Origin of the sequence: Cedecea sp. (assembly GCF_036500665.1) — a bacterium.
Classification (GTDB): domain Bacteria; phylum Pseudomonadota; class Gammaproteobacteria; order Enterobacterales; family Enterobacteriaceae; genus Cedecea.
This window is the reverse complement of the sequence record NZ_DASYBS010000135.1, coordinates 16065-33527: the sequence shown is the minus strand read 5'-3', so window position 1 is coordinate 33527 and position 17463 is coordinate 16065. Positions and strand designations below refer to the sequence as shown.

Annotated in this window: 14 protein-coding genes; 5 read left to right on the top strand and 9 right to left on the bottom strand. The window is 57.4% G+C overall.

Features of this window, described 5'->3' with window-relative positions; translation table 11 throughout:
* Window positions 1–11: 11 nt before the first annotated feature.
* Window positions 12–1547, bottom strand: coding sequence for a methyl-accepting chemotaxis protein (locus tag VGM55_RS21445; RefSeq protein WP_331636634.1), 1536 nt, complete (start codon window positions 1545–1547; stop codon window positions 12–14).
* Window positions 1548–1863: 316 nt separating this feature from the next.
* Complete coding sequence (gene pheP, locus VGM55_RS21440) at window positions 1864–3258, bottom strand: phenylalanine transporter (RefSeq protein WP_331636633.1); 1395 nt, start codon at window positions 3256–3258, stop codon at window positions 1864–1866.
* Window positions 3259–3524: 266 nt separating this feature from the next.
* Here pheP and VGM55_RS21435 point away from each other — a divergent pair, with 266 nt between their 5' ends.
* The 5 genes from VGM55_RS21435 to VGM55_RS21415 are packed head-to-tail and all read left to right on the top strand — an operon-like array spanning window position 3525 to window position 9132.
* Window positions 3525–5234, top strand: coding sequence for an ABC transporter substrate-binding protein (locus VGM55_RS21435; protein ID WP_414648302.1), 1710 nt, complete (start codon window positions 3525–3527; stop codon window positions 5232–5234).
* A gap of 52 nt (window positions 5235–5286) precedes the next feature.
* A complete protein-coding gene (locus VGM55_RS21430; protein ID WP_331636630.1) occupies window positions 5287–6246 on the top strand; it encodes an ABC transporter permease in 960 nt (319 codons plus the stop codon).
* Window positions 6246–7193, top strand: coding sequence for an oligopeptide ABC transporter permease (opp4C, locus tag VGM55_RS21425; protein ID WP_331636629.1), 948 nt, complete (start codon window positions 6246–6248; stop codon window positions 7191–7193). Before VGM55_RS21430 ends, opp4C begins: the two co-directional genes overlap by 1 nt.
* Window positions 7190–8170 (top strand): ABC transporter ATP-binding protein, encoded by a 981-nt coding sequence (locus VGM55_RS21420; protein WP_331636628.1) that lies wholly within the window; start codon window positions 7190–7192, stop codon window positions 8168–8170. The genes opp4C and VGM55_RS21420 overlap by 4 nt, the downstream gene beginning before the upstream one ends.
* Window positions 8167–9132 (top strand): oligopeptide/dipeptide ABC transporter ATP-binding protein, encoded by a 966-nt coding sequence (locus tag VGM55_RS21415; protein WP_331636627.1) that lies wholly within the window; start codon window positions 8167–8169, stop codon window positions 9130–9132. Before VGM55_RS21420 ends, VGM55_RS21415 begins: the two co-directional genes overlap by 4 nt.
* Before the next feature lie 46 nt (window positions 9133–9178).
* On the opposite strand, the gene VGM55_RS21410 is transcribed toward VGM55_RS21415, so the two are convergent.
* The 7 genes from VGM55_RS21410 to VGM55_RS21380 form a co-directional block, all read right to left on the bottom strand.
* On the bottom strand, window positions 9179–9622 hold the full coding sequence (locus VGM55_RS21410; RefSeq protein WP_154185413.1) for a Shiga toxin A subunit: 444 nt from the start codon (window positions 9620–9622) through the stop codon (window positions 9179–9181).
* Window positions 9619–9987, bottom strand: coding sequence for a tlde1 domain-containing protein (locus VGM55_RS21405; protein WP_331636626.1), 369 nt, complete (start codon window positions 9985–9987; stop codon window positions 9619–9621). The genes VGM55_RS21410 and VGM55_RS21405 overlap by 4 nt, the downstream gene beginning before the upstream one ends.
* Window positions 9988–10034: 47 nt before the next feature.
* Window positions 10035–10514 carry an Hcp family type VI secretion system effector gene (locus VGM55_RS21400; protein WP_331636625.1) on the bottom strand — a complete coding sequence of 160 codons (480 nt, stop codon included), beginning with the start codon at window positions 10512–10514 and terminating at the stop codon, window positions 10035–10037.
* A gap of 157 nt (window positions 10515–10671) precedes the next feature.
* Window positions 10672–12279: a cyclic peptide export ABC transporter gene (locus tag VGM55_RS21395; RefSeq protein WP_331636624.1), complete on the bottom strand. Its 1608-nt coding sequence runs from the start codon at window positions 12277–12279 to the stop codon at window positions 10672–10674.
* A 33-nt stretch (window positions 12280–12312) separates the two neighbouring features.
* The gene (gene fhuB / locus VGM55_RS21390; protein ID WP_331636623.1) at window positions 12313–14310 is read right to left on the bottom strand and encodes a Fe(3+)-hydroxamate ABC transporter permease FhuB; all 1998 of its coding nucleotides are present in this window, start codon (window positions 14308–14310) and stop codon (window positions 12313–12315) included.
* Window positions 14303–15163: an ABC transporter substrate-binding protein gene (locus VGM55_RS21385; protein ID WP_331636622.1), complete on the bottom strand. Its 861-nt coding sequence runs from the start codon at window positions 15161–15163 to the stop codon at window positions 14303–14305. Before VGM55_RS21385 ends, fhuB begins: the two co-directional genes overlap by 8 nt.
* Before the next feature lie 4 nt (window positions 15164–15167).
* Window positions 15168–17270 (bottom strand): TonB-dependent siderophore receptor, encoded by a 2103-nt coding sequence (locus VGM55_RS21380; protein ID WP_331636649.1) that lies wholly within the window; start codon window positions 17268–17270, stop codon window positions 15168–15170.
* Window positions 17271–17463 lie beyond the last annotated feature (193 nt).

Below are 17463 nucleotides of genomic sequence, written 5' to 3'. Positions count from 1 at the left end.
GCATAGCAAAATTAACTGCCGTAAACGTTGATCGCGCTGGTTAAACGCCGCGCACGGTGATTAATATTTTCGACAACCGCGCCTGCCTGTATCACCATATCAGCATTGTTCTGCGTCATGGTGCTAATCCGCTCCACCGAATGGTTAATCAGCCCGAGCGCGCTGGTTTGCTCGCGGGTCGCATCGCCAATCTCTCTTATCAGCCCTGCCATCCTGACTATCTCTTCCGCCATTTCACTGATGTGCTTTTCCGCGCTTTTCACTTCGGCAACGCCCGAGCTGACGCTGGCTGCGTTACGATCGATCAGCGTTTTGATTTCTTTCGCCGCCGAGGCGGAATGCTGCGCAAGGTTACGGACTTCAGCGGCCACCACCGCAAAACCCCGCCCGGAAACGCCCGCTCTCGCCGCCTCCACCGCCGCATTAAGCGCGAGGATATTGGTCTGGAAAGCAATTTTGTCGATAACGCTGATGATCTCGACGATATGCTCGCTGGCCTCTGCCATCGACTCCATCATCGTCAGTGTGCGTTTCATCATTTGCTCGCCTTCAAGCGCGTTCTGACTTGCCCTGTCTGCCATCTGCGATGTTTGCGCGGCGGAGTCCGCCGTTTGTTCGACCGCGCCGGAGATCTCCTCAATGGCCGCCGCCGTCTGCTGCAACTGGGCGTAGGTTTCATCGGTGCGTTCGCTCATCGCCCTGCTGCTGCTTGCCAGCTGCTGGCTAATCCCGCCAATACCGCTAACCTGCCCGCCAACATCATCCACCAACGAGCGTAGATTCAGCCCAGACTGATTCACCAGTCGCATCATCAGGCCAATCTCATCCACCCGGTTAAACTGAATCAGCCCGGTCCTTTGCCCGGAAACGATCTTTTGCATTTGCCGGACGATGGTTTTTACCGGCCTGATAATTTGCTGCTGGAGAAAGCTCCCCATCGCGGCAAGCAGCAAAACGGTCAGCGCCGCCTGCCAGCCACTGTTCAAATGCGCCAGCGGCATCACGCCAACGGCCAGCGCTAACACGACCAGCGCCCCGAAGAGCCGTTGAGACAATGAAAGGCGCTGAAAGAGCGACAGCACGCTTTTCCAGCCGCGACGGATAACCAGCCCTTTAAAGAAGCGCAGATGCCCGGCACGTTTCTCTCTGACGGCGCGATATAGCGCTTCGCTTGCCGTCACTTCCTCTCGCTCCGGCACCGTCCGTACCGAAATATACCCGGTCAGTTCACCGCCGTGGTAAACCGGGGTCACGTTCGCGCGGACCCAGTAAAAATCACCATTTTTCCGGCGATTTTTAACCATCCCCGTCCAGCTGTCTCCCTGCTGTAAAGTGGCCCACATATCGGCAAACGCCTCGGGCGGCATGTCGGGATGGCGAATAAGATTATGCGCCTCGCCCATTAACTCTTGTTCGGTAAAACCACAGGCTTTAATAAAAGCAGAATTGGCGTAAGTAATATGGCTGTGAATATCGGTGGTCGACATCAAAGCCTCTCCGTCCCTGAGAAGATGCTCCTGCTGCGTAACAGGGTTGTTAACTCTCATATAAATCCCAAGCTGTAAAAGAGAAGAGTGCCAGCGAACGTGGCAAAAGGTATGCGATGTTTTTATTTATTGGCGCGATGCGCTGCAGTGTGCGGCGATATATTCTGCCGAATTATCGAAAGAAGAAAGGACTATTTTATAAAGGCAATAATGAGTAGCAACTTGTCATTAACTTAACAATTATTTGTAAAAGCGCTGTAGTTTATTTTGTTATGGCAGAAAGATTCTATTTCCCAAAGGCAAATTAAGCGGTATTTAAAAATTTAAGATAAATAACGCCAACCCTATTAAAAACAGTTGGCGTTATTTTTGGACTTTAGCTGGCCTTGCGACGCAGCAGCTTAAAGGCGACAAACAGGAACACTATCCAGGCCGGCAGCAGCATCGCAGACAGACGCATGCCGTCGATGGTGCACATCAGCCCCAGCACCATCATCATAAAGGCAATACACAGATAGTTGCCAAACGGGTAAAGCAGCGCCTTGAAGCTGGTTTCATGCCCCTGGCTGCGCATTGCCCGACGGAACTTAATGTGCGCCAGCGAGATCATGATCCAGTTCAGCAGCAGCGTCGCCACCACCAGCGCCATCAGCAGGCCAAAGGCCTCATGCGGCAGCAGGTAGTTTAAAACCACAACCAGCGAAGTAATGGCGCCGGACAGCAGCAGTGAATTCACCGGCACCCCGCCACGGCTGACCTTCGCCAGGAACTTTGGCGCATTGCGCTGCACCGACAGCCCGAACAGCATGCGGCTGTTGGAATACACGCCGCTGTTATAGACCGACAGCGAAGCCACCAGAATCACAAAGTTGAGCGCAGAAGCGACGACGTTGCTGTTCAGCTCGTGGAAAATCATCACGAACGGGCTGCTGTCGGACTTAATTTCCAGCCACGGGTAGAGCGAAAGCAGCACCACCAGCGAGCCGATATAAAACAGCAGAATACGGTAAACCACCTGGTTAACCGCCTTCGGGATGGTGGTTTGCGGCGAGCGAGCTTCCGCCGCCGTAATGCCGATAAGCTCCAGCCCGCCGAACGAGAACATAATAACTGCCAGCGACAGAATCAGCCCGTGCCAGCCCGTCGCGAGGAAGCCGCCGTGCTGCCAGAGGTTACTGACGCTCGCGCGTTCACCGCCGTGGCCGGAGGCCAGCAGCCAGATACCGAAGCCAATCATGCCGACAATCGCCAGCACCTTAATGAGCGCAAACCAGAACTCCATCTCACCGTACAGGCGCACGTTCACCAGGTTGGCAGCGTTAATCACCACAAAGAACAGCGCAACCCACGTCCAGGTCGGCACGTCCGGGAACCAGTACTGCATATAAATGCCGCCGGCGGTCAGCTCGGCCATGCCGACCAGCACGAACATCACCCAGTAGTTCCAGCCGGACAGGAAGCCGGCAAACGGCCCCCAGTATTTATAAGCAAAATGGGAAAACGAACCAGAAACCGGCTCTTCAACCACCATTTCACCGAGCTGACGCATGATCAGAAACGCAATGATCCCTGCCACGCCGTAGCCCAGCAATACGGCAGGCCCCGCCATTTGGATCGCCGGGCCAATGCCGAGAAAAAGTCCGGTGCCAATAGCGCCGCCAAGCGCAATCAGCTGAATATGGCGGTTCTGCAAGCCACGCTGTAATTGATGGCCATCCTCCGGCCCCGCAGTCTGGCCCTGTGGCTCAGACGCGACTGACGTGTTTTTCACGCCCTGCTCCTTTATGATTTGTCAAAGGGGCACCTTTTAACACCTGGAGCCTGGAGTGGCAAGGAATGGTTACACTTCGAAAATAACCCTACGGGCGTGTTATGCAGGCTGCCGCGCGAGGATCTGCTTCAGCGCAATCCATTCTGCTGCTACGAGCGAAGGAACAAATCGCTATAAGCCATAGCGTTTCGTTGTTAGACAGTGACAATTCCGGCTTTTATCTTTCGTCATGATTTGTAAATTTTACAGCAAATAATCTTGAGGGAATGCTATTGGCCAGGTTACTTGACGCATTAAAAACAAAACCCACGCGCTTTCGCCTGGCATTACAGGCAACCTTGATTAGCAGCGTGGTGGCTTTCTCCGGTGCGGCGACCGCCGATGACATCTTAAAAGAAGGCATCACGCCCGCCACCGACGCGAGCCAGATCCCTGCCACCGCCAAGCTTCGCAAAGACACGGTTGTAGCCGGGATCTCTGAGCCACAGGGGATTTTTAACCCTTACTTCTTCGTTAACGGCTGGGATGAAAACGTCACCAACGTCATTTTCTCGCGCCTGATTGACTGGGACAGCCACGGTAATCTGGTACCGGGCCTCGCCGAAAGCTGGAAGGTCAGCCCGGACGGCAAGGTCTACACAATCAAGCTGCGCCCTAACCTGACTTTTAGCGACGGCTCTCCACTGACAGCCGAAGACGTCGCCTTCACGCTCACCGTGCTGTATGACCCGAAATATGACGGCGATACCGACATTACGCTGGCCAACATTGCAGGTGGTGCAGATTACAAAGCCGGTAAAGCCGACAGCGTCAGTGGCCTGAAGGTTATTGACCCGCTTACGCTGCAGGTCACCACCACCCAACCGGGCGCAACCACACTTGGCAAGATTGGCGGCCCGGTGCTGTCGAAAGCTTACTACGGTAAAGGCTACCAGCGCGGCAACCTGGATTATCTGCGCACCCTGCACGGCAAACCTCTGGGCAACGGCCCGTATGTTTACGATAAGTACATTCCGGGCCAGGAAATTCGCTTCCACGCTAACACCCATTTCTACCGCGGTACGTCGCCAACGCCGCGCTTTATCTACCGCGTGACTAACCCGTCCACCAACTTCCAGCTGTTCCAGACCGGCGAGACGGATTACGACGCCTTTACCTCACGCCCTGACGATATCGAGCAGCTGAAACTGCTGGGCTTCGCTAATATCAACCTGTATGGATCCAGCGACTACAGCAAGGTTGAATTCAACGTTCACCGCCCGGCGCTGCAGGACGTAAAAGTCCGCCAGGCGCTGATCTACGGCCTGGATCGCCAGAAGCTGATCGACGTGGTTTACCAGGGCTACGGCACGGTCGCCAACGAACCGATCTCGCCGATCTCCTGGGCTTATAACGCGGAAGGCGTAAACCCGTATAAATACGATCAGGCACAGGCGAAAAAGCTGCTGGATGAAGCAGGCTGGAAGCCAGGCCCGGACGGCATCCGCGTGAAGGACGGCAAGCGTCTGGAGCTGACGCTGCTGGTCAGCAAAAAAGTGCTGAACGACGCGCTGATCCCTATCGCCAAAGAGAACTGGCAGCAAATCGGCGTGCTGCTGAAGCCACAGGTCGTCGACTTCAACGCCCTGATGGCGCAGCGCAAAGCGGGCAACTACGATCTGGCTTCCTTCAGCACCAGCACGCTGAACGATCCGCACGACGGCGTATGGGATTACTACAGCACCGAAGCCAAAGAGTCCGGCTATAACAATCCGCAGGTGGATAAGCTGATAAACGAAGGCAACGCCACGCTCGACGAAGAGAAACGTAAGGCTATCTATCACGAGCTGTATAAGGTGCTGGCCGCAGATCCACCGGCGATTCTGCTCGGCAACCGCAAGATCCTGTCCGCCAGCAGCGCCCGCGTCACCGGCTTTAAGCCTGATATTTACAACGGCCTGACCGGCAGCTTGCCGGATGTGAAAATCGTTAAGTAACGCAGTAAACCTCGCCGCCGCCCTTTTTCGGGGCAGCGGCAGTGAGAACGTAATGAAAAACTTTATCCTGCGCCGCTTGCTGCAAACCCTGCCGATGCTGCTGCTTGCCTCATTGATCATCTTTATGCTGTTCGCGAAAACGCCCGGCGACTTTATCGACGGTAACATTACGCTGACCGCCGCCCGCGCCGCCGAACTGAAAGCGATTTACGGCCTCGACCAGCCGCTGCTGACCCGCTATCTCCACTGGCTTGGGCAGCTCATGACCGGTGACTTAGGCTTCTCCCTGCAGTATCAGATCCCGGTCAGCCAGCTGCTGAACCAGTACATCTGGAACTCTTTCCTGCTGGCCGCCATCGCGCTGGTGTTCTACTGGGGCATTGGCCTTACGGTAGGCATTGTCTCGGCCATGAAGCCCAACTCGCTGTTTGACCACCTGGTGAGCGTGCTGGTGTTCGCCGCCATGTCTTTCCCGACCTTTTTCCTCTGCCTGCTGCTGATCAAGTGGTTCGCGGTGGATCTGCACTGGCTGCCGGTCGGCGGCATGGCCAATACCGGCAGCGACGCGACCGGCTGGGCCTACGTCGTGCAGGTTGCCGCCCATCTTGTGCTGCCGGTGCTTGCGCTGGTGATGCTGCAGGCGGGCAGCCTGACGCGCTATTTCCGCGCCAGCATGCTGGACGTGGTGAAGATGGACTTTATTCGCACCGCCCGGGCCAAAGGGCTGCGTGAGCGCACCGTTATCCTCAAGCACGCCCTACGCAACGCACTGCTGCCGATCATCACTCTGTTGGGCTTTGAGCTACCGGGGCTGTTCTCCGGTGCGATCATTACCGAAAAAGTCTTTAACTGGCCGGGCGCGGGCCACATTCAAATTGATTCACTCGCCGCCCGTGATTACCCGGTGCTGATGGGCTTCACGCTGTTTCTGGCGGTGCTGACGATCCTCGGCAACCTGATTGCCGATGTGCTTTACGCGTGGGCCGACCCGCGCATTCGCGTGAGGGCGTAATGTTAAGTTCACTGTTTTCCACCAACCGCCGCCTGCGCAAGGCGGAAATCCCGGCGCTGGCGCAGGCTACACCGTCGCCATGGCGTCAAGCCTGGCAGGCGCTGAGGCGCAACCGTCTGGCGATGTTCTGTCTGATTTTGCTGATGGTGATGGCGGTATGGTGCGCGTTTGGGCCGCTCTGGTCGCCGTGGAAAGACGACGCCACCGACGCGCTGATGATCAACAAACCGCCGGGCGAAATACACTGGCTGGGCACCGACTTCCTCGGGCGCGATGTCTATACCCGCCTGCTGCTGGCCGGGCGCATCTCGTTAATCATCGGCCTGCTGACCATGCTGCTTTCGGTCACCCTTGGCTACCTGCTCGGCGCGGTTTCGGGTTATCTCGGCGGCTGGACCGACAAACTGATTATGCGCCTGGCAGATCTGGTGATGACCATTCCCAGCCTGCCGCTGCTGATCGTCGCGGGCGCGATGCTGTCGGAGCTCGACTTCTCGCCGGACTCGCGCATTTACATGGTGGTTATCATGCTGAGCCTGCTGGAGTGGCCGAAGCTGGCGCGCCTGGTGCGCGGGCAAATACTTTCTCTGCGCGAACGCGACTTTATGCTGGCGACACGCGTTTTGGGCCTTTCTGCCCGCCGCCGCCTGTTCGGCCACCTGCTGCCGAACACCATTCCCATTCTGGTGGTGATGGCGACGATGGCGGTGGCAAACGCCATTCTGATGGAGTCGGCGCTGAGCTATCTTGGCCTCGGCGTCGTGCCGCCCACGCCTTCGTGGGGCAACATGATGGACAGCGCCAACAGCCTGATCGACTTCCAGCGCCGCCCATGGCTGTGGATGCCGCCAGGAATAGCCATTTTTATCACCGTGATCGCGATTAACGTGCTGGGCGATGGCCTGCGCGATGCGCTGGATCCGAAAATGAAGCGAGGCGCGAAATGAACGAAGCGCTGATTGAGTTTAATAACCTCTCCCTCTCCTTTGCCGGAGAACAGGGCCGCGTGCGCGCCGTGCAGGACGTGTCGTTTACCGTTCGCGCCGGGCAAACCGTTGGCGTCGTCGGCGAGTCCGGCTGTGGTAAAAGCGTGACCGCCATGTCGCTAATGGGCTTACTCCCTCCACAGGCCGCGCGGATTGACGGCGGCGAGATCCTCTTTCAGGGGAAAAACCTGCTGGGGCTTAAGCCTGCGCAAATGGCAGATTTACGCGGCAACGAGCTGGCGATGATTTTCCAGGAGCCGATGACCGCCCTGAATCCGGTGCTGACCATCGGCGATCAGCTGTGCGAACCGCTGATCCGTCATCGCGGGGAAACGCCGAAAGCCGCCTGGCACCTGGCGACACAAATGCTGACCGACGTCGGGCTGGCGCGAGCGGAGAGCCTGATGGCTAGCTATCCGCATCAGCTTTCCGGCGGCATGTTGCAGCGGGTGATGATCGCCATGGCGCTTAGCTGCCGGCCAAAACTGCTGATTGCCGATGAGCCCACCACGGCGCTGGACGTGACCGTTCAGGCCCAGATCCTCCGCCTGCTGCGGGATCAGGCACGCCAGCACCACATGGCGCTGATGCTGATCACCCACGATCTCGGCGTTATCGCCCAAATGGCGGAACACGTCGTGGTGATGTACGCCGGGCGCATCGTCGAGCAGGGGTCAACGGCTGACGTGCTCCGCCATCCGTTACACCCGTATACCAAAGGGCTGATCGCTTCCCGACCTGTGCCCGGCGAGCGCCGCCGCAGGCTCTATTCGATCCCCGGCCAGGTGCCCGATTTAGCCGCCCTGCCGCCTTACTGCGCTTTTACCGATCGCTGCGAGCGCGCCACAGAACGCTGCCGCCAGGGCATTCCGGCGCTGCTCGGCCAGCGGCGACAGGCGGCCTGTTTCTACAGTGAGTTAGCGGAGTCCGTATCGTGAACAATCAGTACGTTATTGAAGTCGAAGGACTCAAAAAACACTTCCCGCTGCGCGACGGGCTGTTTGGCCAGCAAACCGGCGAGCTGCGCGCGGTCGACGGCGTCAGCTTTAACATTCGCCAGGGCACGATTTTCGGCCTGGTAGGCGAGTCCGGCAGCGGGAAAACCACCGTCGGGCGCACCCTGCTCGGCCTGTATGACAAAACCGCCGGCAGCGTGAAGTATCGCGGCAAAGAGCTGAGCGAGCTGAGCGCCAAAGAGTCGCGGGCGCTGCGGCCTAAAATTCAGCTCGTCTTTCAGGATCCTTATAGTTCGCTAAACCCGCGCATCCGCGTAGGAGACGCCATTGGCGAAGCGATGCTGGAGCACAAGCTTTGTACCCGCGCCGAACTGCGGGACAAAGTGCTGGAAGTGATGAAGATTTGCGGCCTGGCGCCGCAGCATTACAACCGCTTCCCGCATGAGTTTTCCGGCGGCCAGCGCCAGCGCATTGGCATCGCACGCGCGCTGATCCTTAACCCCGATTTTATTATTGCGGACGAACCCATTTCGGCGCTCGACGTCTCCATTCAGGCGCAGATCATCAACCTGTTTTCCGATCTGCGTGACGAACGCGGCGTAACGTTTCTGTTTATCTCGCACGATCTCGGCGTGGTGGAACACCTGTGCGATGACGTAGCGGTCATGTACCTTGGGCAACTGGTGGAAACCGCCAGCCGCGACGTGCTATTCAGCCAGCCTCTGCACCCGTATACCCAGGCGTTGCTGGCCGCGGTTCCGACGCTGGATCCAAACAGCGAGCCGGTAGCCGCTATTCAGGGCGAAATCCCCGATCCGTCTCGCCCGCCTTCCGGCTGCCGCTTCTCCTCGCGCTGCCCTTTAGTCACCGACCGCTGCCGCCAGGAAGTCCCCGCGCTGCGGGAAGTGGGCGACACTCACCGCGTCGCGTGCCATTTGGTTTAATTAATGAGTCATGGGCTGCTCACAGGAGACAGCCCATTATTTATAGTTAGAAGTCACGCTTAACAATTATGTATCCGTTGAACCTAACGGAACATTCATTATCATTGACCAGTGCGGAAGCAAGGAAAACATTGTGTTGCCTGTTTGTATTTTCAAAAGTGAATTTAACGATTAGATTTCGAGCATTACTTTCTGAGTAAACATTAATATAGTCTTTTACAGAAAGCCACATATTAGGATTTTGCTTTTCATCTATAATGGCAAATTGCTCAACCAGCTGATGAGAAACTGGCTCATTCATAACTAACTCTGTTTTAGTTTTATCACGCAGAACGGTACTAATATCAATTTTCATCTCCTTATCCATAGCATTCAGCATACTTATGCCAACTGAGGATTGTGGGACTATGCAAGGATTACTTTTCACGACTGCGACGGCATTGCTGGTTGCAATGGTGACAAGAGCCGTAACCATCCATACAGCTTTCATCTTACCAGCACCTCTTTGTCACCACTTTCCCATATAGCTCTCCGATATGCTGGCGCAGCCACAATACAACCATTTGAGGCCTCTCCGGGGTTTGCAATACTATCGCCATGGATTAAAAAACCATTACGCCCACACATATTATTTGTGTCATAGGGCTGGAGTCTGAGCGTAAATCTTCCTGCAACTTTATGGGTAAAAGGGACACCGACTATTCGATATTTCCCTCTGGGCAAAGGTCCTTTATTTACAACACATTCATGCCGACTATCATTTTTATAGCCTGGAGCGCCTGCATATAGGGCATAGAACATAAATATGCCATTCCTGTAGAAACTATTTTTATTTACATCATATAGCCAGGTCATTTCTCAGTTCCTTGAAAATGAACACTATTATATAATACATTTATAAATTATGATTTTTCCTTCCATGTGTCACTGTGCTGAATGTTTCCATCACAGTATTTCCAGGTAATTTTCTCATAACGAAAACTCACCGATTCAAGGTGGTTCATATTTTCGACGGATTTAATATTGTGCATAATGGGGTTAATACCAACAATTTTTACATTTTCTAATAACATGTTGAAGTATTCTTCTTCTTGCCCCGAGTAGTTAATTTTATACCACTTTATCTCCACAGACTTTAACGTCTGTCCGCTGGATACGGCTTTATAAAGGTAAGGACTGGATGAATCAAACTCCTTTTCAATTTCAAGAACGCTATGAACTCGAGTTCCTGTAAGCTTACCTGTTTGGTTGTCCGTGGGAATATTCAATCCATGTGTAAAACTAATAACCTCAATGCTCCCCTCTCTATCTTGTACATCGACAGACCCTTTAATATCGGCCCCACCATCATCTTTAAGCCATAAGTAGGCAGGAATTGCCATGTTGAAATCTCCTTTTCAATAAAGATAAAAAATAAATCCCAGCCGAATAATATCTCCTCCTGGATTTTATCACCACCTCGCAGGATCACATTTATGAACTAAAGATCGAGCGGCTATTTGTATAACCGCCAGTCCATTAAAAAATATATTACGGTAATTACCTGACTAGATTATCTGCTACCACTTTCCCGGACTCCAGCTTAATTAACCTGTCCGCCAGCGGAAAATATCGGTCGTCGTGGGTAATGGCGAGCACCGTTTTTCCCTCCGCTTTTAACATCGGCAGCAGCACTTTATAGAACACCTCTTTAAAGCCGGGATCCTGATCCGCAGCCCATTCATCAAACAGATAAAAAGGCCGGTTCTCCAGCCAGGCCTGCAGCAGCGCGAGGCGTTTACGCTGCCCCTGAGAAAGCGCGGTGGTTGAGAAATGCCCGTCGCGGAAGGTGACTTTGTGGTCGAGCTTCAACAGGTGCAGCAGCTTTTCAACCTGGCCCGCCGTGCGCTCGTGGACGTTATCCACGTCATCAAACAGGAAGAAATCATTGAACACTACAGCGAAGTGCTGGCGGTAGATTTCACGCTGTTCCGCCGTAACCGGCATGCCGTTAAGCCTGATTTCACCGCTGTCCGGCGGGTAGAGGCCAACCAGCAAATTCGCCAGCGTGGTTTTCCCGCTGCCGTTGCCGCCCACCAAAAAGATCAGCTCGCCCTTGGTAAAGCGAAGATCAAGCGGCCCGAGGGTAAAACGTTCGCCCTCTTCGCCCTGATACTCGTAGCGAATGTCCGTCAGCTCAAGGCTGTCGAAATGGGGCGGCCTTTTCAGCGGCAGCAGCTTCTCCTGCGGCAGATCGGCTTTAAGCTGGGCGATTCGCTGGAGCGCGATGCGGGCGCTGGTCAGCGTTGGTAAGGCCGAGAGCACGCCCTCTACCGGCACAATCATGTACAGAAAAATCATCGTGTAGCCGGTCATCACCGCCGTGCTAAGCGCCAGGGACTCCCGCAGCCAATAAAGCACCACGCCGATAAACGCGAAGAACAGCACGCTGCCCCAGCTCTTCGCCAGGCCATAAAACACATACCCGCGAGTGCGTTCGAGGCGAACCGCCTCGATGTTCTCGCTCAGCGGCCCGTCGACGAAATGCCGCCTGCGCGGCGGATTCAGGCGAAACTCACGCCCGCCGTCGAACAGTTTCTTACACTGGGCAATCAGCGTATCTTCCCGCTGCCGCGAGCTACGCAGCAGCCCCAGCGCTTTGCCGTGGGCGGCTCGATAGCCCATTGCGCCCAGACCAAGCACCAGCAGCGCCAGCAGCAATACCTGCCACGACAGCGTGCCGAGGTAGATCAGGCAGCCGACAATCGCCGCACCGTAGATAAGCAGCCCCGGTAGGCTGACAAAAAAGACCACCAGCGTGTCGAGATCCTGCGTAAGTATAGAAACGGCCTTAGCCATGCCGGTTTTCTCCAACTGGGACCAGGCAGTTTCACTGACGTGGTTCACCACGTCTTTACGCAGTGTGGCCTTCACTTTTTGCCCGAGCCACATAAACAGCGTTTCGGCCAGTACGCGAGTGCTCAGCATTAACGCGGCCAACAGCACAAACTTCAGCGCCACGTCGGCCAGCCCGTCGGGCGGCAGCGTCAGGCTATGGTTGATCACCGCCAGCAGCGAGGCGTTGCTTAACCCACTGACCACGCTGGCGAACGCCGCCAGCACCAGCCAGCCGCCCACCAGGCGGAACAGCATCATTAACAGAGACATTGTTGCTTCCTTTTCGACATTACTCTCCCGGCGCTATTGTTGATGTGTATGCGCCCGGCTCCGGATCAGCGGCCATACCAGCAGCGGTACGCCAACCAGCGACGCCACCAGCCCCACGGGCAGCTGACGCGGATAAAGAAAATTACGGCCCATCCAGTCTGCCAGCACCATAATCAGCGCGGACAGCAGCGCGGCGGTGAACAGCTGCGCCATAGGTCGTTTCGCGCCGGCTTTTCGCGCCAGATGCGGCCCCAGCAGCCCGACAAACGACACCGGCCCGACGATCAGCGTGGCAAGCCCGGTCATCAAGGCGGCCAGCGCCAGCACGCTAATCCTCGCTCTGGCGACATTCACGCCCAGCGAGCCGCTCACCTGCCCAAGCGGCAGCAGCAGCAGCCAGCGTTTGCACAGCGGAGAAACCGCCAGCAGCAGCAACATGGCGAAGAACACGCCGATGGCGATGCCGTTATTGACGTAGTAAGTGCTGCCGGTCATCAGTTGCAGCAGCATCGAGCTGGCCTGGCGGTTATTGAGCATCACGATGCTGGCAATGGCCTGAAACAGCGCGTTCAGCGCCAGCCCGTTCAGCAGCACCCGCTGCGGGTTAAAGGCGCTCTGGCGGCTGCTCCACAGCGTTATCAGCAGGCTAATTAATGCCCCGGCGGCGCTGCTGAGGATCATCAGCCCTGTCCCGCCCGCCGGGAATAGCAGCAGAAATGCCGTCACGCCCATCGCTGCCCCGCCGCCGATGCCGAGGATCTCCGGGCTTGCCAGCGGGTTGCCGCTAACGCGCTGCATCAATACGCCCGCGGCCGCCAGCAAAGCTCCGGCGCTTAACGCCGCCAGCAGGCGCGGCAGGCGCATCGGCAGCAGAGCGTGTTGTTCTGCAAGGGTCGTCCAGTGCCAGCCGTGCAGCCCTTGCCCGACAAACAGCGACAGCACAATAGCCACCAGCAGCAGCACAAAAGCAGTGCCCGCCGGGAAGCGCACGCCACACGCCTCGCCTTCGTAGGCGGAGGGCGTGGTGTCCAGCACCTGATGCCGGGCTTTGCCCGCAAGCAGGATCAACAGCGGCCCCCCGGTCAGGGCCGTTAACATGCCCACCGGCAGCAGTTGCCCGTCCAGCAGCGTGATACGGCTGACGCACAGATCGGTGAACCACAGCAAACCGGCACCGATAAGCAGCGAATGGCAGAGCATTTGCCGCGTGGTGCGTGCCCCACCTAACCTGGCCAGGTGCGGGGCGGCGAGGCCGATAAAACCAATCACCCCGACGCTATTAATGATTAGAGCGCTCATCACCAACGCCAGCGCCATCGCCGCCGAACGGATCAACAGCGGAGAAGCGCCTAAGCTGTTCACCATCGCCTCCGGCAGCCTGAGCAGCGCCAGCGGGCGAAGCAACAGCAGCAATGCCAGCAAGCACAGCCCCAGCCAGGGCAGGATCGTCGTCACGCCGCCCCAGTCCTGCTGCGCCAGCGAGCCGCCGCCCCACATCAGCACCGATAGCAGAAAACGGTCGTTGATCACCGCCATGATCATGGTCAGCGAACCACACCACAGATTGACCAGCATCCCGGCCTGAATCATCACCAGCGGCGACAGGCGCTGCCGCCAGGAAAGCAGCAACACCAGCAGCAAAGCGGCAACTTCCCCGGTAATGACTACGCCGGTGCGGGCCGTCAGCAACGTGGCCGGGAACCACATCGAAGCCACGCCTAACGCCAGCGTCGCGCCGGAGGTCATGCCGAGGGTAATCGGCTCCGCCAGCGCATTGCGCAGCGCGCGCTGCATCAGCCAGCCGCAAAGCGCCAGCCCCGCGCCGCCGAGCCACGCCATCACCTGCTGCGGGAACCACATGGAATGCAGGATCACCGCCTGCGCATCCGGCATCTGCGAGCTGAACAGCACGTTCAGGCCGTGAACAAGCCCGCCGTGCTGCGCCACGCTTTGCAGCGCCATAATCAGGCTTGCCGCCCAGAGCGCGGCTATCAGCAGCCAGGAAGCCGTCGTTTTTCCCGTCTCAGCCACGTTGCCACCCCGTCACAATCTGCCCCAATGCCTCGGCGATGCGCGTGGCCGTCACCAGCGCGCCGCCTGAATTGAATTTTTGCGCAGGGAAAGCCAATTGAGGCTGAGACGTCAGCGGCAGGCGCTGCCACAGCAATGAACTTTGCCAGCGTTGGATCAGCGGCCATTGCCCGTCCTCCGGCAATAGAATCAGCCCGGCATTGTCTGCGCCGATGCGCGTTAACTCGACCATCGCTTCGCCCTGGGAATTAACGCCGCCCTGCCAGGCATTACTGAAACCACAGCGGGCCAGCACATCTCCGGCGAGGCTGCCTGCGCCGTACAGCCGCATATGCAGCGCGTCTATCGGCGTGGCGATAAACAGCGGGCGTTGATAAGCCGCGGCAGACTCTCGGGCATGAAGCGAAGCCTGCTCAAAAGCAGCCGTAACCTCCCGAGCCTGTACTTCGAGATGAAGTACAGCAGCCAGCTTACCGAGGGAGATCTGCCATTCGGCGAGGCTGCCGGTTGGCAGGGTAAGCGTCGGCGCGATGCGCTCCAGCTGGGGCTTGAGCAGCATATGGCCTGGCGTGATCGCAATAAGATCGGGCTTCAGCGCGTACAGCGTTTCGAGGTTCGGCTGAAACAGCAGGCCAATATCCACCACGCTGGCGGGCAGTTCCGGCGTGCCAATCAGCTTGCGGTACCAGTCGGGAGCGGAAACTGACTGCGGCGTGACGCCTAGCGCCAGAATCAGCTCGGTCAGCCCCCAGTCAAGTACCGCCAGGCGCTGCGGAGGCCCGGAAACGGCACCAGCCGCCCCGATAAACGGAGCGGCCAGCGCAAAGGTCAGTAAACGTCTGCGGGAGAGCATTCGCTTACCACTGGTAGCTTAACGTGGCCACGTACTGACGCTTAACCGCGAACTCGCAGCCGTTGTTCTGGCAGGCGGCGAGGTAGGTTTTGTTGGTCAGGTTGGCGGCGTTAAGAGCGACCTGCCACTGGCGATACTGCCAGCCGATGCGGGCGTCATAGACCGTGGCGCCCGGCACCTGCAGCGAGTTATCGGTGGTGGCGTAACTTGGGCCGACATAACGCACGCCGCCGCCGACGGAGAAGCCATCCAGCGGGCCGCTGAATGCGTACTGGCTCCAGAGTTTAGCCAGGTTGCGTGAGATTCCCGTTGGGTGTTTGCCTTCGCTGCCGTCGTTCGCCTTCATCACTTCCGGGTCGGTCAGCGAGTAAGACGCAAGGATCTGCCAGGCAGGCGTGACGTTCACCTTGCCTTCCAGCTCGATCCCACGCGAGCGGATCTCCCCGGTCTGCACGCTGTAGTTCACATGATCGGGATCCGGCGTGGCGACGTTAGTCTGGCGCAGATCGAACAGCGCCAGGGTAAACAGCGCGTCCATCCCGACCGGATCGTATTTCAGCCCGACTTCGGTCTGCTTGCCTTTGGTTGGCTTAAACGCATTACCGTTAAAGTCGGTGCCGGCGCTTGGCACAAACGAGGTCGAGTAGCTGATGTACGGTGCAATGCCGTTATCAAAGTGGTACAGCAGCCCCGCGCGGCCGGTTGTCGCGTAGTCGTTGCGCGTCTGGTGAGTGTCGTTCAACAGGTTGGTGGCTTTGGTTTGCGCGCTGTCGTAGCGCCCCGCCAGGCTCATCACCCAGTTATTCAGCGCCAGCTGATCCTGCAGATAAAGCCCCGTTTGATCCATCGTAGAATGGCTGTTGCTGGTAAACGCAGGCACTTCAACCAGCGGACTGTAGTCCGGGTGGAGGTAATTCAGCGGCGAAGCGTCGCCGTAGCCCGCCTGGCTGCGCACCGAGGAGTGCATCACATCCACGCCCAGCAGCGCAGTGTGCGACACCGGGCCGGTATCAAAGCGGAACTCGCCCTGGTTATCTGCTGCAAAGTTACTCATCGTCTCGGTGAGATTCATGGAGTAACGGTCAACCTGCGGCTGGGTCGGGTAAGTCCCGAACGGATAGACCATGCGGTAATCGGCACTGCTGCTGATGTAGCGCACGTTCTGGCGCAGCGTGACGTTATCGTTCAGCTCGCTGCGGAACTGATAGCCGATGCTGCCCTGTCTGCGGGTGTAGGTATCAAAGCCCGGCTGGCCGCCGTAGAAGTGGGTGCCGATGTTACCGTTCGGGTTGTTCACCAGCGTGCCCTTCATCGGCAGCATATTGTAGAAGCCGGTATCAGGATCCTGGCGCAGCTGCGCCAGCAGCGTCAGGCTGGTGCGGTCGTTTGGCTGCCAGGTGACGGACGGAGCAATGTCGTAGTGCTGGTAACGGGTGTGATCGACCTGCGTTTTGGTGTCGAAGAAGGTACCCGCCACGCGGCCCAGCCACTCTTTGCTGTCGGTCAGCGGGCCGGTCACGTCAAAGCCGGTGCCGAACTGGCTGTTATTCCCGGCGCTGACGTAAACCTGGCCGCCCGGCTGGGCCTGAGGTGTTTTGCTGACAAGGTTCACCACGCCACCGGGGTTCGCCTGGCCGTAAAGCACGGAAGCAGGCCCTTTGACCACTTCAATACGGGAGAGCAGGAACGGATCCCACGCCGGGCGGCTCCACCAGGCTTCACGCGGCAAACGCAGGCCGTCCAGGTATTCGTCGGCTTCAAAGCCGCGCACCATGATGGTATCAAAGCGGGTATCCGGGCCAGCATCTTCCGACGAGACGCCCGCGACGTAGCGCAGCGTCTGGGGAATATTTTTTGCCGCCATCGCCGCAATCTGCGCCTGGGTCACCACCGAAATACTCTGCGGCGTGCGGCTAATCAGCGAGCTGGACTTGGTGCCCGCCACCGCCTCATGCGCCACCACGCTGGTTTCATCTTCCTGGCCGGAAGAAGAAGGTGCCGTGGCCGTAACGACCATCGTGCTGTCCTGTGCCGCCGGTTTGTCTGCTGCATGGGCAAAGCCCGCGCACGCCGCAAAGACCGCACAACTTAACGCCTTCAAAGGCATGTTCCCGTTTACCCATCCGCCCTGTTTCATATCGACCGTATCATGTTATAAGAAGAGGATCGAAATGATAATTATTCACCTTTAAAAGAGAAGAGCACCCGTGGCAGAATAGCGCGATCGGATGGGGAGATATCGCAAAGCGGACAGAGATTGTCTTAACGCGCTACTGCATCATGAAATGGCGAGAATCGGA

Bases quoted from the DNA above. Each gene is read 5' to 3' on its own strand.
- VGM55_RS21395 (WP_331636624.1), bottom strand. From the start codon at position 12,279: ATGTCTCTGTTAATGATGCTGTTCCGCCTGGTGGGCGGCTGGCTGGTG.
- VGM55_RS21435 (WP_414648302.1), top strand. From the start codon at position 3,525: ATGCTATTGGCCAGGTTACTTGACGCATTAAAAACAAAACCCACGCGC.
- VGM55_RS21405 (WP_331636626.1), bottom strand. From the start codon at position 9,987: ATGACCTGGCTATATGATGTAAATAAAAATAGTTTCTACAGGAATGGC.
- VGM55_RS21420 (WP_331636628.1), top strand. From the start codon at position 7,190: ATGAACGAAGCGCTGATTGAGTTTAATAACCTCTCCCTCTCCTTTGCC.
- VGM55_RS21385 (WP_331636622.1), bottom strand. From the start codon at position 15,163: ATGCTCTCCCGCAGACGTTTACTGACCTTTGCGCTGGCCGCTCCGTTT.
- VGM55_RS21445 (WP_331636634.1), bottom strand. From the start codon at position 1,547: ATGAGAGTTAACAACCCTGTTACGCAGCAGGAGCATCTTCTCAGGGAC.
- opp4C (WP_331636629.1), top strand. From the start codon at position 6,246: ATGTTAAGTTCACTGTTTTCCACCAACCGCCGCCTGCGCAAGGCGGAA.
- VGM55_RS21400 (WP_331636625.1), bottom strand. From the start codon at position 10,514: ATGGCAATTCCTGCCTACTTATGGCTTAAAGATGATGGTGGGGCCGAT.
- VGM55_RS21430 (WP_331636630.1), top strand. From the start codon at position 5,287: ATGAAAAACTTTATCCTGCGCCGCTTGCTGCAAACCCTGCCGATGCTG.
- VGM55_RS21380 (WP_331636649.1), bottom strand. From the start codon at position 17,270: ATGCCTTTGAAGGCGTTAAGTTGTGCGGTCTTTGCGGCGTGCGCGGGC.
- VGM55_RS21410 (WP_154185413.1), bottom strand. From the start codon at position 9,622: ATGAAAGCTGTATGGATGGTTACGGCTCTTGTCACCATTGCAACCAGC.